Origin of the sequence: Pseudonocardia sp. WMMC193 (assembly GCF_021728735.1) — a bacterium.
GTDB lineage: Bacteria > Actinomycetota > Actinomycetes > Mycobacteriales > Pseudonocardiaceae > Pseudonocardia > Pseudonocardia oroxyli.
In genome coordinates, this window is the sequence record NZ_JAKKDO010000003.1 from 217,565 (window position 1) to 232,998 (window position 15,434).

The window sequence follows — 15,434 nt, forward strand, 5'->3', positions numbered from 1 at the left end:
GGGCTCAGTCGGTGCGCTGCATCGCGTCGTCGACCTCGGCGAGGATGCCGCGCATGGCGGTCTCCGCGGCGGCCGCGTCACCCGCCTGGACCGCCTCGGCGACGTCCGCGTGCAGGCGGATGGCGGCAGGCTCCGGTCGGCTCGGCATGAGGTCGTGGCGGGTGCGGCCCGCCAGCACCTCGGCGACCATGCCGGAGAAGGCGGCCAGCATCTCGTTGCCCGAGGCGGCCAGCAGCGTCGAGTGGAAGCGGACGTCCGCCTCCAGGTAGGGCTCCAGCTCGCCGGCCCGCCCGTGCACGGCCATGTCCATCACCGCGCGGGTCAGCTCGCCGCACTGCTGCGGCGTCGCGTGGGTCGCGGCGAGCCGGGCGGCCACCGGCTCGACGCCGCCGCGCAGCTCGGTGAGGGTCCGCAGCTGCTCCTCGCGGCCGGGCCCGTCGAGCCGCCAGCGGATGACCCGCGGATCGTGGACCTGCCACTGCGAGCGCGGGGCGACGGTCACGCCGACCCGGCGCCTGCTCGTCACCAGTCCCATCGACTCCAGGACCCGCACGGCCTCGCGCACGACGGTGCGGGACACGCCGAACCGGGTACCCAGCTCCTCGGTGAGCACCGTCTGTCCGGCGGCGAGCCCGCCGCCGGTCACGAGCAGGCCCAGCTGGTCGAGCACGTCTCCGTGCAGCGACTCCCTCGGCTCCGACACCGGCGAATCATCACACTCGCAGCAGGTCGAACGCCAATTCGTAGGATCTGATTCGATCCAGCGTTGCATAAATACTACTTATCGTTCACGCTCGACGAAGCCGTCAACGAACGACGCCGAGAGGACAGCGACGTGCCACTCCCCACCGCGAGCGAGACCCCACCCCTGGTCACCGTCATGGGGGTCTCCGGGTCCGGCAAGACCACCGTCGGCGCCGCGCTCGCCCAGCGCCTGCGCGTGCCCTTCGCCGACGGCGACGACTTCCATCCGCAGGCGAACGTCGCGAAGATGGCGGCGGGCACGCCGCTGACCGACGCGGACCGCGTCCCGTGGCTCCACGCGCTCGCCGACTGGCTGGCGGCCCACGAGCCCACCGGCGGGGTGCTGAGCTGCTCCGCGCTGCGCCACGACTACCGGGACGTGCTGCGCTCGGGTTCCGCCCGGACCGTGTTCGTGCACCTCGACGGCTCGCCCGAGGTCGTCGCGCGGCGGGTGGCGGGCAGGCCGGGGCACTTCATGCCCGCCTCGCTCGTCGAGTCGCAGTTCGCCACGCTCGAGCCCCTCACCGCCGAGGAGTGGGGCATCACCGTGGACCTCGACCAGCCGGTCGACGTCCTCGTCGAGACCGCCGCCACCGCGCTGCGGACCGGGGCGGTGTCGGCATGAGCACCCTCCTCCTCGCGGCCGACGCCGCGGCCCCCACCGCCTCGGGCGGCAGGCTGGTCGCCGCGGCGCTGATCGGCATCGCCGTGCTCGTCGTGCTCATCACCCGCTTCAAGATCCACCCGTTCCTCGGGCTGACGATCGGCTCACTGGTCGTCGCGGGGATCGCGGGAATGCCCCTGGCCGACTCCGTCACGAGCTTCACCAAGGGCTTCGGCAGCACGGCCGCGAGCGTCGGCACGCTGATCGCGCTCGGCGCGATGTTCGGCAAGCTGCTGGCGGACTCCGGCGGCGCCGACCGGATCGTCGACACCCTCGTGGGGCGGTCGAGCCCGCGCACCCTGCCGTGGGCCATGGCCGCGGTCGGGGCGCTGATCGGGCTCCCGATGTTCTTCGAGATCGGCCTCGTGCTGCTGATGCCGGTGATCTTCCTCGTCGCCCGCCGCTCGGGGCTGTCGCTGATCCGGGTCGGCATCCCGGCCCTGGCGGGCCTCTCCGCGATGCACGGCCTCGTGCCGCCGCACCCCGGCCCGCTCGTCGCGATCGACGCACTCGGGGCCAACCTGGGCATCACCCTGCTGTTCGGGGTGATCGTCGCCGTCCCCACGGTCGCGATCGCGGGCCCGCTCTTCGCTCGCTACGCCGCCCGCTGGGTCGACGTCCCACCGCCCGCCCTGTTCGAGTCCGACGAGCCGGACGAGCCCACGAGCGGCGGCGGTACCACCACTCGCACCGAGGTCCGCAGGCCCATGTTCGCGACGACGCTCGCCACGGTCCTCCTGCCCGTCGTGCTGATGATGGGCAAGGCGCTGGCGGACATCTTCCTGCCCGGGGACACCCCGATCCGCGGCGTGCTGGACTTCGTGGGCACCCCGCTGATCGCGCTGCTCCTCGCGGTGCTGGTCGGGATGGTGACGCTGGGGCGCGGGATGGGCCTCGCCGGCGTCGGCCGCTCGGTGGAGACCGCGCTGCCGCCGATCGCCGGCATCCTGCTCATCGTCTCCGCGGGCGGCGGCTTCAAACAGGTCCTGGTCGACACCCAGATCGGCGGGCTCATCGCGGGCTGGGTCGCGGGGAGCGGGGTGTCCGTCCTGCTCCTGGCCTGGGGCGTCGCCGTGCTGATCCGGCTGGCCACCGGCTCGGCCACGGTCGCGACGGTGACGGCGTCCGGCATCCTCGCGCCGCTCGTCAGCACGCTGGACCCGGCCACCACCTCGCTGCTGGTGCTCGCGATCGGTGCGGGCTCGGTGTTCTTCTCGCACGTCAACGACGCCGGGTTCTGGCTGGTCAAGGAGTACTTCGGGCTCACCGTCGGGCAGAACCTGAAGACCTGGTCGGTGATGGAGACCCTGATCTCGGTCGCGGGTCTGGTGTTCGTGCTGCTGCTCGGGCTGATCGTCTAGCGGGGTCCCTGGGGTCTCCCGCGGGCGGCGTAGGCGATGATGGGGGGATCGTCACGTCGGACCGGAGGGCAGGATGAGCGAAGGGGCCGCCGCCCCGGGCGAGGGCCGCGATCTCCAGGTGCTCGCCCGGGTGTCCGGGGTGCTGCGGATGTTCAGCGGGGAGCGGTCGTTGATCGACCTGCCGACGGCCACCGCGGAGCTCGGGCTCAACCGCTCCACGACGTACCGCTACCTGGCCGCGATGGTGAAGCACGGGCTGCTGGTGCACACCACCGGGCAGGGGTACTCGCTGGGGCCGCTGCTCTCCCGCGTCGGCCTGCTGGCGCTGGACCGGCTGCCGCTGATCGAGCGGGCCGACCCGGTGATGCGGGAGCTGTCCGAGACGGTGCACGAGACCTCCACCCTGTCGGTGTGGGGTGGCAGCGGGCCGCTCGTCGCCCGGGTGCACGACGAGCAGAGCCGCTTCATCCGGATCTCCCTCGCGGTGGGGTCGACCATGCCGATCGGCACCGCGCAGGGGCAGCTCTTCCTCGCCCACCTCTCCGACGACCGCGCCCTCGCCCGGGCGACGAGCGCGGTGCCGGAGGCCGAGCGCGAGGCGCTGCTGGGCAGGCGGGCGGCGATCCGCAAGCAGGGGGTCGCGTTCAGCGATGCGAAGGCGGACGGCCTGCGCTGCGTGGCCGCACCGGTCTACGGCGTCGACGGGGCCCTCGCCGCCACCCTGGCCCTGGTCGGCACCGTGAACCGGATGCCGGAGACCATCGACGACGGCCGAGTCGCCGCCCTGATCCAGGCGGCCCGCTCCCTGTCCAGCAGCGCGCCCGCCTGACCGTGCCGCACCGGCGCGGTGTGGCGCGCGGCGCTCGGCCTGTCCCGCACCACCCGAGTGCCCGACGCCGACACGAGGCGCGGCTGCGCGTGCGGGAGGACGGGGCCGAGCCGGGCTCGCGCACCGCGGCGCTCGTCGCGCTCGGCGCCGAGCTCCGCGGCCCCGCTGATCGGCGAGATCCGGCTGGTCGCCGCCCGCCTGCTCGCGGCCGTCCCGGCCTGGCCCACCGCCCGGCCTCCCCGCTCTGGTCCTCGAGACCGCCGGCGACGACGCTGCCGCTGCCCACCCCGACACGGTCTGACCCCGCGAGACCCGCACCTCACACCCGCGAGTCCCCACTATGGACACGCGATGTGGACACCATGGCTCGCGTGTCGGACACCAGGGCTCGCGTGTCGAACGCCAGGGCTCGCAGGTCGGACGGGGCGGTCGGGAATCGGACACCAGGGCTCGCGAGTCGGACGGGGTGCCCGGGAGTCGGACGCCGGCGAGCCGGACGCTGACGGCCCGCGAGTCGGCCGCCAGGGCGCGCGGACCGGACGTCGCCGCCTCGAAGTCTGTCCGACTCGCGTGTCCGTGGTGGGGGACTCGCGGGTCCAGTCGCACGCGGGCGCCGTTGCCGGCCTGCGCGGTACACACCAGAGGGTCGCCGGCTCGTCGAGGCCCGCGGCGACGAGCGCGCAGCCGTGCCCGGGCAGCTGCGGAATCCGCCACGTGGAGGACGTGGGCGTGCGGAAGGTGTGCGCTCTGGGCGCCGGGCTATGAGCGCAGGGTGTAGCGGCGGCCGGTGGGGGTCGTGGTGGTGTGGTCGGTGAGGTGCCAGCCGGGTTGTTCACGCACCTGGTTGTGGAAGGCGCAGGCACCGCGGCCGTTGCCCAGGCTCGTCGGCCCTCCTTCGGACCAGCGCCTGCGATGGTCGAGGTGGGCGATCGGGGCGTCGCAGCCCGGTTCGGTGCACCGGCCCCGGTCCCGGGCCCGGATCCAGTCCGCCAGCACCCCGCCGAAGCCGCGGCGACGGGACTCACCGCCGATCACGATGCCGTCCCGGGTGACCAGCCGCCGCCACCCCACGCAGGTGGCGTGGTCGAGGAGGTCGGTGGGTCCGAACCCGGGGATCTCCGCGGGCAGCGGCGAGTCGGGGTCCAGCAGCGACTCGACGGGTACGAGGACTTGGATCTCCACCTGAGCGGGCGTGGTGGCGGCTTGTCCGGTGAGACGGGCAACAAGTGTGTCGGCCATGATCTGTCCGCGGGTGCGGGTGACCGGCTCGGCGCCGACCCAGTGTTCGGTGACCGCCTTGCGCAGCGCCGCATAACAGGTGATGGCCTGCTCCATCGGCAACAGCGCCCGCAACACCGCCATCCCGTCCTCAGCCGGAGAGATCGTGACGTGCCGATCCCGGCGGGCGGCCCGGGCTCGTTCGGCGAAGGTCTCCGGCGCCACCGCCGCCGCGACCGTCCGGGCCAGGTCGGCGATCCGCCGCACCCCGAGCAGCGGCAGATCGTGCGCGGCGAGGCGCCTGATCCAGCTCGGTCCGTTCGTCAGAGCTCAGGTGTCGGGCGGCGGCGACGATCGCGGCGACCCGACGCTCGTCCAGCTCCCCGGCCGCGAACGCCTCCCGCACCTTGTCCAGCCCGGCGTGCAGATCGCGGGCGAGTCGCAACTGGGTGCGCGCCCGGGTCGGCGAGATGCGCAGGGCGAGCCCGAGCTGCCCGACGATGCTCGCCTCGACCCGTTCAGGATCGACCAGCGCCTCCTCCAGCCGAGCTTCGACCTCCCGCTGCGCCGCCGCCCGGACCTCTTCGGCGATCTCGGCGTCGATCCGGTTCCGCAGCGCGACCAGCCGCTCGATCCGGGCGAACCCCGCGGCCCGCTCCTCGCGCGACGACACGACACCCGCCACCGTCGGAGGGTCTGCGAGGGTCGTGGTCATGCAGCCATCATAGCAGCTCAACCGACACAAAGCGAACATATGTTCGAAGAGCTGGAGCAGTCGTCATGTCTCGCCGTGCCATGTCTCAGGACATAGGTGACGAGTCTGCATCAGGACATCGGTGACACTGTGGGTGTTCTTGGTGGTGACACTTCGGCCGCGAGGCTGCGGCGGTGCCCGCCCAGGAACCCATCGATCCCCGTGTCCGACTTGCGATCTCGCAGTGGCCCGACGACGCGCCGCGCGGGGCGGTCTCGACGTTCTGCCTCGAGCACGGCATCTCCCGCAAGTCGTTCTACGCGCTGCGCAAGCGTGTCCGAGCCGAGGGGCCAGCGGCCGTGCTGGAGCCCCGGTCGCGGCGGCCGCGGTCGAGTCCGTCGACGCTGACCGAGCAGGTCAAAGCCCAGGCGGTCGCGGTGCGGGCCGCGCTCGAGGCGTCCGGGCTCGACCACGGCCCGATCAGCGTGCACGACAAGATGGCCGCGATGGGCCTGGCCTCGGTGCCCTCGACGGCGTCGTTGGCGCGGATCTTCCGCGAGACCGGTGTCGCCCGCCGCGAGCCGCGTAAGACCTCGTTTCAGAAGTCGGAGTGTCGGTCCTGTGTGGATCGCCGCGGGTAGCTGATCATGTCCGGCAATGGTGAGACGATCTTGTGTCGAGCGATTGGTCGGCGACGAGCTGTGGGCACTGGTGGAGCCACTGCTGCCCAAGCAACAGCGCAAGCCCAAGCGGGGACGGACGGGGCGGCCGCGGGTGCCGGACCGGGCTGCCCTGGCCGGGATCGTGTTCGTGCTCAAGACCGGGATCAGCTGGAACGCTCTGCCCGCCGAGCTCGGCTGCGGGTCCGGGGTGACCTGCTGGCGGCGGCTACGCGAGTGGCAGGAGGCCGGGGTCTGGGCGGAGCTGCACCGGGTGATGCTCGACCGCCTCGCCCAGCAGGACCTGCTGGACTGGTCGCGCGCGGCGGTGGACAGCGTGAGCGTGCGGGCCAAACGCCGCGGCGAGCTAACGGGGCCCTCGCCGACCGACCGCGGTGACAGCGGCCAGTCCAAGCTCCCCATAGGCGGCCATTTACCGCCCCGGTGATGGCCGGCGTTCTCCCCGCTGACGGCCAGATATCTCCCCGGTGATCCACAGCAGATGACCGGCGGCGAGGGTCTGCCGGTGAAGCGGAGCGAGGAGATCGTGGAGATTCTCGAGGCCTACGACCTCACGGGCAGTTACCGTGCGGCGGCCGAGCTGGCGGGGTGTGACCACCACACCGTGGCCCGATACGTGGCGCTGCGCGCGACCGGGGAGCCGGTGGTGGCCCGCGAGCACCGGGCCCGACCGATCGACGCCTACCTGGCCAAGATCGAGGAGCTGGTGGCCCGCTCCAACGGGCGGGTGCGCGCCGACATCGTGCATGAGCGCATCGTCGCGATGGGCTTCACCGGAGGGGAGCGCACCACCCGTCGCGCGGTGGCCGAGACGAAGGCGCGGCTGCGCGCCGGGCAGCGGCGGGTGCTGCGGCCGTGGGTGCCCGAGCCGGGTCTGTGGTTGCAGTGGGACTGGGCGGAGGGCCCACGGATCGGCGGGCGCCGGACGAACCTGTGGTGCGCGTGGCTGGCCTGGTCGAGGTTCCGGGTCGTGCTCGCGGTCTGGGACCGCACCCTGCCCACGATCGTGGCCTGCCTGGACACCACCCTGCGTCGTTTGGGTGGGGTGCCGACCTACGCGCTGACCGACAACGAGCGCACCGTCTCGGTTGTGGTTCCCCCGAAATCGTGGAGGGTTCCCTATGCCGCGTCTCGGGTGATGGCGGTGTTCTCGTAGTTGATCGGTGAGAGCCCGGCTGCGGCGCTGTGTCGTCGCCGGTGGTTGTAGAAGCCGTAGCACCAGTCGATGACCACTGCACGCGCCCTGCTGGTGGTGTCGAAGATGTTGCGGGACAGTACTTCCCACTCCAGACTGGAGAAGAACGCCTCCGCTGCGGCGTTGTCGAAGCACGACCCGACCCGGCCCATGGACTGGCGGATCTCCAGCCGCCGGCACAGCGTCGTGAACGCGGCCGCGGTGTAGGTCGACCCGCGGTCGGTGTGAAAGATCACCCCTCGGATCTGCTCCGCGCCGCCCCGGGCCGCCACCGCCATCCGGATCGCCTCACAGGCCAGCTCGGCGTTCGGGTGCAGTCCGGTGGCCGCGCCGAGCAGCCGCCGCGAGTACAGGTCGATCACGGTGGCCAGATACAACTTCCCGGCCGCGGTGGGGATCTCGGTCATGTCCCCGACCCATCTGCGGTTCGGCTCGGCCGCGGTGAAGTCCCGGCGCAGCAGGTCGGGGAACTTCGGCGCCGCCTTGTCCTGGCGGGTCAGCCCGTTACGGCGACGGATGCGGCGGGCGACCAGGCCCTGGCGGCGCATCGAGTCCGCCACGGTCTTCTCCGACACCCGCCACCCGGCCTCGCGCAGATCGGCGTGCAACCGGGGCGAGCCGTGCAACCGCTGGGCATCGTCGAACGCCGCCGCGACAGCGGCGTCCAGTTGGGTCCGGCGCCGCTCGGTCGCGGTCGTGCCACCGTTCGAGCCGTTGGCCCGGCCGAGCCACTTGTACAGCCAGGAGATCGACACCCCGAGCAGAGCGCAACAGACCGTGTGCGGCACCCGGTAGGAGGTCCTCTGGTCGGCGATGAAACGTGCCACGCTCACTTCGTCGCCTCCTTGACCCACAGGACCACGGATCGCTTGAGGACATCACGCTCCATCCGCAGCTCGGCGTTCTCCGCGCGCAGCCGCTTGAGCTCCTCGATGTCGCCGCGGGACAGGCCCTCGGTGTCCTCGCGGGCCTCGCGGGCGCGGGCCACCCAGTTGCCCAATGTGCCCTCGTTGACCCCCAGGTCGCGGGCGACCTGGGCGATCGGCTTGCCCGTCTCCTCGACGATCCGGACCGCCCCGTCACGGAACTCCCGGTCGTATCGCTTCCGTACCTCTGGCATCGCTACCCCTTATAGCTGATGCCTCCCCGATCATGGGGGAACCGCACGGTCGACCACGTCGCCGGAGTGCCGGTGCGCAATCCGGAGATCGTTCATGTCGCCCGCCACTACGGGATGACCATCCGCACCTGCGTGCCGGCCGACCCGCAGACCAAGGGCGGCAGCGAGGCGACGGTGCGGATCTCCAAGGCCGACCTCGTCCCCACCGAGGTCAACCTCGCCGACGAGTACCGCGTGTTCGGCCAGCTCGAAGCCGCCTGCCGAGGATGGTGCGAGAAGGTCAACACCCGCCCGCACCGCGAGACGAGGCGGCCGCCGGTGGAGATGCTCGCCGAGGAACGCCTGCGCCTGCACCCCTTGCCTTCCACTCCGTTCACGGTCGCGTTCGGCACCACCCGTCGGGTGAACTGGGACGCCACCGTCTCGGTCGAGGGCGTGCGCTACTCGGTGCCCCACGAGCTGGTCGACACGCGGGTCTGGGTCCGCTTCCACGGCGACGACCTCATCGTCACTGCCGTCGGGCAGGACGGGCCGGTCCAGGTCGCACGGCACGGACGGTCGACCCCGGGCAGCCCGGTCATCGACGACGCGCACTACCCGCCGCGCACCGCCGCGGCGAACGCGCACGGCGAGCGGACACCGCGGGCCACCAGCGCTGCGGAGGCGGCGTTCCTCGCGCTCGGGCCGGGCGCTGCGGCCTGGCTGGTCGAGGCGGCCGCGGCCGGGGCCCGCGGGGTCCGGCGGAAGATGACCGAGGCCGTCGCGCTGGCCAAGCTGCACCCGCCCGGGCAGGTCGACCAGGCCCTGGGCACCGCGGCGATCGCGGGACGGTTCGCCGAGAACGACCTGTTGCGCATCCTCGCCCACCAAGCCGGGGAGACCGTCGCCAAGCCCGCCACGCAGGCGAGTGAGACCCACAGCCTCCAGCCGGGCACCGCCGCCTGGTCCGGCTTCGGCCTAACTCCTGGCCCCGAACCAGATCCTGACCCCGGCACTGAGTCCGGCACTGGGTCCGCTGGGCCGCAACCGACTGGAGAGCCCGCATGAGCGCTACCACGACACCGAGCTCGGCGGGCGTTGCCGGCTCGGCCGGTGATCCGCTGGCCGAGGCGGTCGAGCTCACCCGCCGGCTCAAGCTCCCGCACATCCGCCGCCACCTGCTCGAGCTCATCCCGACCGCGCGAGCCCAGCGCTGGGACCACGCCGAGCTGGTCCGAGTGCTGCTCGCCGAGGAGGCCGCCGGCCGGGACGCGACGAACCTGCGGACCCGCCGCGCCCGCGCCGGGTTCCCCGCCGGGAAGACCCTGCAGGACTGGGACGCCTCGGCCTCGACGATCCCGCGCCCGACCCAGGACGCGCTCACCAGCCTGGAATGGGTCGGCCGCCGGGAGAACCTCTGCGTCTGCGGCCCGTCCGGGACGGGGAAGAGCCACTTCTGCGAAGCGCTCGGGCAGGCCGCGGTCGAGGCCGGGATGACCGTCGCCTGGTTCACCATCGAAGACCTCGGCGCGTTCGTCCGCCGCCACCGCGCCGACGACTCGATCACCCGCGCGCTGGCCCGGCTGATCCGCACCGACCTGATAATCGTCGACGACATCGGGCTGCTGCCCGTCTCACCGGATGCCGCGGAGGGCTTCTATCGGCTCGTCGACGCCGCCTACGAGCGGCGCTCGCTGGCCGTCTCCAGCAACCTGCACCCCTCAGGGTTCGACGAGATCATGCCGAAGACCCTCGCCACCGCCACGGTCGACCGGCTGCTCCACCACGCCCACATCGTCGTCACCCAGGGCGACAGCTACCGCCTCGCCCAGGCCACCTCTGGCAAGGGGGTGAGCCCGTTGACCTGACCCGGGCACGACCCCAGGCGGGGAAATATCTGGCCGCCGTCGGGGAGAACCAACTGGCCACCAGTGGGGAGAACTACTGGCCGCCAACGGGGAGAACGAGCTGGCCGTTGACACCGCGGCAAGGCGGGCAGCAAATACCACGTGCTCTGCGACCGTAGCGGGCTGCCGCTGCACGCCCTGGTGACCGGGGCGAACACCCACGACAGCCGCATGCTCGCCCCGCTGTTGGACACCAACCCCGGCGTTCGCGAGCACGCCAGACGGCCGGGGCGGCCGCGTCGGCGCCCGGACAAGCTCCACGCCGACAAGGGCTACGACTATCCGCGCTGTCGCCGCTACCTGACCCGCCGTGGGATCGGGGTGCGGATCGCGCGGCGCGGGATCGAGGACTCCACCCGGCTCGGGCGGGTCCGCTGGGTCGTCGAGCGCACCATGTCCTGGCTGCTGGACTTCCGCCGTCTCGCGCTGCGCTACGACCGCGCCGAGTCCACGATCACCGCCCTGTTGTCGCTGGCCTGTGCCCTGATCTGCCACCGCCACCTCACCAGGGCGCGGCCGAAGCCGGTATGACGGTCGGCCCCGGTGCTCGCTGCGCTGTTGTCTACGAGGTCGGGGCCAGTGGTCGCCAGGCCAGCCACTCCAGGGCCCGGTCGGCCTCGTCGGGGTCGAAGCGGTGCGCGTCGAACGGCCCTCCCGCCCACTCCAGGCGCTCGGCGTGGTCGGGATGGGCAGGGTCGGCGATCACGGTCTGGAAGTCCTCGTACCCCCAGCTCCCGCCGACGTCCTCCGGTGGACACGCCCCTTGGCCTGCGATGCAGCGCGGGTAGCGCACCCCCGGCTGCGCGGCGAGGACGTTCTCCACGGCGATCTCGTGGGTCCAGTTGTCGCCGAAGTCGTAGATGTAGCCGAACCGGTCACCGGCCTTGACCAGCCGAAACAGCCTGGCCTTGGTCTCGTCGGCGACATCCTGGGAGGGCCAGTCGGGGTCCGGGATCCCGTAGCGGCGCCCGGCGACCTCGAACTCGTGCAGATGCGAGTTCGTCCACCCCATCACCGACTGCACCACCTCGTGCAACACCGCCAGATCGATCTCGCCGGGCACCTGCACCCGACGCCGGACCAGCGGCGTCACCCCGGCCAGGACGATCTCCAACTCGAGGATCTTCGTCTTCCCAGACACACGAGGCACGGCCATCAGCCGATGCTCTCAGCCGTCGCCGACACGGACAGGATCGGGCCCACCACTTCTGAAACGACGTCTAAGAAGCCCCGCTCGGCGTGGCGGCGGTTCGTCTACCCGGCACCGAACGCTTGCTGGCAGCTCGACGCCACCGAGTACGTCCTCACGGGCGGACGAAGGTGTGTGATCTTCCAGCTCATCGACGACCACTCCCGCTACGCGGTCGCCTCTCACGCCGCGCCCGGCGAGACCGCCCGCGACGCGATCGCGGTCTTCGACAAGGCCGTGGCCGCACACGGCGTCCCGCAACGGCTGCTGTCGGACAACGGGCTCGCGCTCAACCCGACGCGACGCGGCCTGGTCGGGCAACTCGTCTCACATGTCACCGCGCTGGGTACCGAGGCGATCACCGGCAAGCCGTACAAGCCGACCACCCAGGGCAAGAACGAACGCTTCCACCAGACCCTGTTCCGCTACCTCGACAAGCAACCCCTGGCCGACACGCTCACCCAGCTCCAGACCCAGATCGACGCATTCGACCACATCTACAACACCGAACGCCCTCACCAGGGACTGCCCGGGCGAACCACACCGGCGGCCGCGTGGGAGGCCACCCCGAAAGCCGATCCACCCCGCCCGAAACCCGACCGTCCCGTCTATCGGCCGCCGCTGCCCTCGGCGACGCCCCGGCCTACTCCGCCCGCAGCTCTACCCGCCGGCACACGGCTGAGAACGGTGAGTTCCGCCGGAGTCATCCACCTCGACAAGGTGTTCTACAAGATCGGCGGCGAGCGTGCGTTCGAGCAAGTCCTCGCCGTCAGCGACGGTGACCAGCCCGGCGACACAATCATCATCACCGACCTCGACGGCGAGATCCTCGCCGAACGCACCAGACCCGCCCCCGGCATCAGCTACGTCGGGAACGGCCGCCCACGCGGACGACGACCCAAGAACCCGGCAGTGTCACCGAAGTCCTGACACACCAACTGTCACCGATGTCCTGATGCAGAACTGTCACCCATGTCCTGAGACATCACACGTCATGTCTCGCCGTGTGAAACTGACGGGGATGGTTGACACCTGGGTCTCTTGATCATTAGGAGACTCGTCTGTGAGTGATCCCCTCCAGGACCGCCAGGTGCGTCGTCGCCTGGCGGTCCTGCGCCATGCCGAGGAAGTGACCGGCAACGTCGCGATGACCTGCCGCTACTACGGCATCAGCCGCCAGTGCTACTACACCTGGCTACGCCGCTTCGACGCCGAAGGCCCGGAAGGACTGCGCGACCGCTCGCACCGGCCCCACCACAGCCCCAACGCCACCGAGGCCGAGGTCGTGGAGAAGATCGTGCACCTGCGTCGCCACTACCACTTCGGCCCGGCGAAGATCGTCATGTACCTGGCCCGCTACCACGACGTCACGATCAGCGTGTCCGGCGTGTGGCGCATCCTCAAACGCCTCGGCCTCAACCGGCTCCCCGCCTCGCAGCGCTACCAACGCCACGACCGGCGCTGGAAACGCTACGAGAAAGCCCAACCCGGGCACCGCGTCCAGATCGACGTCAAGTTCATCGAAGCCCTCCCCGCGACCAGCCCGAAGGTCGGCAAGGACCCGGCGGCGGCCGTGGCTGCGCCGGCGTCGGGCTCGGAGCACATCGTGGAGACCACCGGGCTGACCGCGCGCCGGCGTCGCCGCTTCTACCAGTTCACCGCGATCGACGACTGCACCCGGCTGCGGGTGCTCAAGGTCTACCCGCGCTCCGACCAGAAGACCGCGGTCGCGTTCCTCGACCACGTCCTGGCCCGGCTGCCGTTCAAGGTCGAGGTGATCCAGACCGACAACGGCGCGGAGTTCCAGTCCGCGTTCCACTGGCACGCCCTCGACCAGGGCCTGCAGCACGTCTACATCAAGCCCCGCACACCCAGGTTGAACGGGAAGGTGGAGCGCTCGCACCGCATCGACGCCGAGGAGTTCTACCGCCTCCTCGAGGGCGTCGTCATCGACGACAGCAAGTCCTTCGATGACAAGCTGCGCGAGTGGGAGGACTACGACAACTACCACCGCCCGCACGGCGGGCTCGGCGGCCAAACCCCCTATGAGAGGCTCCGCCAGAAGACCAACAAGTCCACCGCCCAGGCGTAATCAGCCTCCGTCAGTCGCACAGTCACGTTCCGCCGTGCCCGTGTCGGTGACAACGGCGACGGTCTCGCAGCGGGCACCGGTGCCCGTCGACGCGGCCCGTCAGCCCCGGTGGGTCGAGTCCGTGGCTGCGCGGATCCCGGAGGAGGCGAGCTGGGCACCCTTGCGCACGCCGTCGGCGGCGCGTTGCAGGGGCCGGGGGCTGGGCTCCGGCCACGGGCCGACCGGGACCAGGACCCGTTCGTCGGGGGCGAAGCCCGCGGGGTACCCCGCCGTGCGCCAGGTGCCCGCGGGCGCGTCCGGCGGCAGCCACCACGGGTTCCAGATCCCGAGCGCGAGGTCGAGGTCCTCGAGGTGGGGGCGCAGCTCGTCGGTCAGCCGGGTGCGCAGGTGCTCGGCCCACAGCTGCACCCGCAGGTCCCGGACCTGGGGGCCGGTGGTGACGTACACCGTGGTCAGCTCGGTGTCGGTGCCGCGCATCGAGCGGCTGTAGAAGTTCGCGGACCCGACGGCGGCGAACACGTCGTCCACCAGCATCAGCTTCGTGTGGACGGTGAGGTCCTCGATGCGGTGCATCATCACGTTCGCCCGGTCCGCGGGCTTCAGCCGGTCGATGACGCCCCGCTGGATGTCCCGGGTGACCCGGCGCCGGAACCGGTTCACGCCGGCGTCGGCCGGGTCCTTGCGGCCGGAACAGACGAGGATGACCTTGACCCCGCGGGCCGCGGCGTCTCGCAGCAGGCCGTAGAGCTCGTAGCGGCGGCGGCCGCCGGGTGTCTCGTAGAAGTACTGGTCCTCGAGGTAGATGTAGCGCTTCGCGGCGCGCAGGGCGTGGGCGAGCCCGTGGTAGACCTCGTGCACGCCGTGGCGCGGCAGGGTGGTCCAGTGCCTGCGGTAGAGCAGGAACAGGGTCTCGATCCGCCACGCCTCGAAGGAGCGGAGCACCTGGACGGCCGTGCCGGGGGAGGGGTAGGGCTCGGTCGGCGGTGCGGGGGGCAGCTCGGTGTCGAAGGGCGGGGGGTTCATCTCGTCGAACGTCACGGGCGGGAACCAGGTGTAGCGACGGGGGAGTGTCGCCGCCTCGGCCCACCGCGCCCGGAAGACCTCCCAGACCCGCGCGGCGGCCGGACCGCGCAGCCGCGCGGCCCCGTCGTGCCAGCCCCAGCGGGTGTCGCCGAGGGAGAGCCGGTCGTGCGGGTCGGCGTCGAACCGGTTGGGCTGCAGGTCGAGCCCGCCGACGAACGACGTGACCTCCCCGGCCACCGCCACCACGACCATCTTCTGGTGGTGGCAGCCGATCCCGGCGCCGGACCAGTCCATCAGCACCCGACCGCGCAGGGACTCGTGGCGGCGGAAGGTCCGGGCCGCGAACGCGTTGGCCCGGAACGGCCCGATCGCCACGCCGGGGACGGACCCGCTGAACACCGCCGCGGTGAGCAGGATCCGCACGTCCACGCCGTCGGCGGCCTTGGCGGCCAGCAGGTCCGCGAGCGGGCGGTACTCCGGGTCGCCGGGCGGGCGGCCGGTCAGGTCCACGCCCGCGTCGATCTGCAGCCCGGTGAGGAAGACGGAGTCACCGGGGCCGGTCTTCTCCAGCAGGACGAGGACCTGGGCGAAGTACTCCTCGCCGTCGATCACCGGCTCCCACTCGCTGTCCTCGACGAACGTGGGCGAGGCCCGTGACCCGGGAACCATGAACCGGCGGATCAGGCCGTCCAGCCTCTCGTCCACTCCACCCACCGTCGTCGCACCGGCACCTGCGCAG

Annotated in this window: 12 protein-coding genes and 6 pseudogenes; 11 read left to right on the forward strand and 7 right to left on the reverse strand. The window is 71.8% G+C overall.

The features are described 5' to 3' along the window. Positions 1-4: 4 nt before the first annotated feature. Positions 5-703, reverse strand: coding sequence for a FadR/GntR family transcriptional regulator (locus tag L3X23_RS02340; protein WP_237190470.1), 699 nt, complete (start codon positions 701-703; stop codon positions 5-7). 177 nt (positions 704-880) lie between these two features. On the opposite strand from L3X23_RS02340, the gene L3X23_RS02345 reads away from it, so the two are divergent. The 3 genes from L3X23_RS02345 to L3X23_RS02355 all read left to right on the forward strand — a co-directional run bounded on the left by L3X23_RS02345 (position 881) and on the right by L3X23_RS02355 (position 3,598). Next, entirely contained in the window at positions 881-1,369 is a 489-nt protein-coding gene (locus L3X23_RS02345; protein WP_237197914.1) for a gluconokinase, read from the forward strand. Beyond that, positions 1,366-2,769: a GntP family permease gene (locus L3X23_RS02350; RefSeq protein WP_237190471.1), complete on the forward strand. Its 1,404-nt coding sequence runs from the start codon at positions 1,366-1,368 to the stop codon at positions 2,767-2,769. Before L3X23_RS02345 ends, L3X23_RS02350 begins: the two co-directional genes overlap by 4 nt. Before the next feature lie 73 nt (positions 2,770-2,842). After that, positions 2,843-3,598 (forward strand): IclR family transcriptional regulator, encoded by a 756-nt coding sequence (locus L3X23_RS02355; protein WP_093087748.1) that lies wholly within the window; start codon positions 2,843-2,845, stop codon positions 3,596-3,598. Positions 3,599-4,357: 759 nt separating this feature from the next. On the opposite strand, the gene L3X23_RS35060 is transcribed toward L3X23_RS02355, so the two are convergent. After that, positions 4,358-5,083 (reverse strand): DUF222 domain-containing protein, encoded by a 726-nt coding sequence (locus L3X23_RS35060; RefSeq protein WP_308116859.1) that lies wholly within the window; start codon positions 5,081-5,083, stop codon positions 4,358-4,360. After that, positions 4,968-5,531 carry a DUF222 domain-containing protein gene (locus tag L3X23_RS35065; RefSeq protein ID WP_255733873.1) on the reverse strand — a complete coding sequence of 188 codons (564 nt, stop codon included), beginning with the start codon at positions 5,529-5,531 and terminating at the stop codon, positions 4,968-4,970. Before L3X23_RS35065 ends, L3X23_RS35060 begins: the two co-directional genes overlap by 116 nt. A 215-nt stretch (positions 5,532-5,746) precedes the next feature. Here L3X23_RS35065 and L3X23_RS02365 point away from each other — a divergent pair. The 3 pseudogenes from L3X23_RS02365 to L3X23_RS02375 form a co-directional block, all read left to right on the forward strand. After that, positions 5,747-6,100: pseudogene (locus L3X23_RS02365) on the forward strand (helix-turn-helix domain-containing protein); the annotation flags it as partial. 67 nt (positions 6,101-6,167) lie between these two features. After that, positions 6,168-6,575: pseudogene (locus L3X23_RS02370) on the forward strand (IS5 family transposase); the annotation flags it as partial. A 120-nt stretch (positions 6,576-6,695) separates the two neighbouring features. Then, positions 6,696-7,280, forward strand: a pseudogene (locus L3X23_RS02375) (IS21 family transposase); the annotation flags it as partial. A gap of 29 nt (positions 7,281-7,309) precedes the next feature. Here the strand turns inward: L3X23_RS02375 and L3X23_RS02380 are convergent. Continuing rightward, on the reverse strand, positions 7,310-8,218 hold the full coding sequence (locus tag L3X23_RS02380) for an IS3 family transposase (RefSeq protein WP_237190472.1): 909 nt from the start codon (positions 8,216-8,218) through the stop codon (positions 7,310-7,312). Then, complete coding sequence (locus tag L3X23_RS02385; protein WP_237190473.1) at positions 8,215-8,505, reverse strand: transposase; 291 nt, start codon at positions 8,503-8,505, stop codon at positions 8,215-8,217. The genes L3X23_RS02380 and L3X23_RS02385 overlap by 4 nt, the downstream gene beginning before the upstream one ends. A gap of 45 nt (positions 8,506-8,550) precedes the next feature. Here L3X23_RS02385 and L3X23_RS02390 point away from each other — a divergent pair. From L3X23_RS02390 to L3X23_RS02400, 3 genes and pseudogenes are all read left to right on the forward strand, one after another. Further along, positions 8,551-9,552, forward strand: a pseudogene (locus L3X23_RS02390) (IS21 family transposase); the annotation flags it as partial. Next, complete coding sequence (gene istB / locus L3X23_RS02395; protein ID WP_237190164.1) at positions 9,549-10,352, forward strand: IS21-like element helper ATPase IstB; 804 nt, start codon at positions 9,549-9,551, stop codon at positions 10,350-10,352. The pseudogene L3X23_RS02390 and the gene istB, both read left to right, overlap by 4 nt. Positions 10,353-10,466: 114 nt before the next feature. Then, positions 10,467-10,922, forward strand: a pseudogene (locus tag L3X23_RS02400) (IS5 family transposase); the annotation flags it as partial. Between the two features lie 31 nt (positions 10,923-10,953). Here L3X23_RS02400 and L3X23_RS02405 read toward each other — a convergent pair. Beyond that, positions 10,954-11,547: a plasmid pRiA4b ORF-3 family protein gene (locus L3X23_RS02405; protein ID WP_237190201.1), complete on the reverse strand. Its 594-nt coding sequence runs from the start codon at positions 11,545-11,547 to the stop codon at positions 10,954-10,956. 63 nt (positions 11,548-11,610) lie between these two features. Here L3X23_RS02405 and L3X23_RS36540 point away from each other — a divergent pair. Together L3X23_RS36540 and L3X23_RS02415 are read left to right on the forward strand one after the other, a co-directional pair. Continuing rightward, positions 11,611-12,177 (forward strand): annotated as a pseudogene (locus L3X23_RS36540) (integrase core domain-containing protein); the annotation flags it as partial. Between the two features lie 466 nt (positions 12,178-12,643). Then, positions 12,644-13,672, forward strand: a complete 1,029-nt coding sequence (locus L3X23_RS02415; protein WP_237190474.1) for an IS481 family transposase — start codon at positions 12,644-12,646, stop codon at positions 13,670-13,672. Positions 13,673-13,771: 99 nt separating this feature from the next. On the opposite strand, the gene L3X23_RS02420 is transcribed toward L3X23_RS02415, so the two are convergent. After that, the gene (locus L3X23_RS02420) at positions 13,772-15,400 is read right to left on the reverse strand and encodes a phospholipase D-like domain-containing protein (protein ID WP_237190475.1); all 1,629 of its coding nucleotides are present in this window, start codon (positions 15,398-15,400) and stop codon (positions 13,772-13,774) included. Between the last annotated feature and the right edge of the window lie 34 nt (positions 15,401-15,434).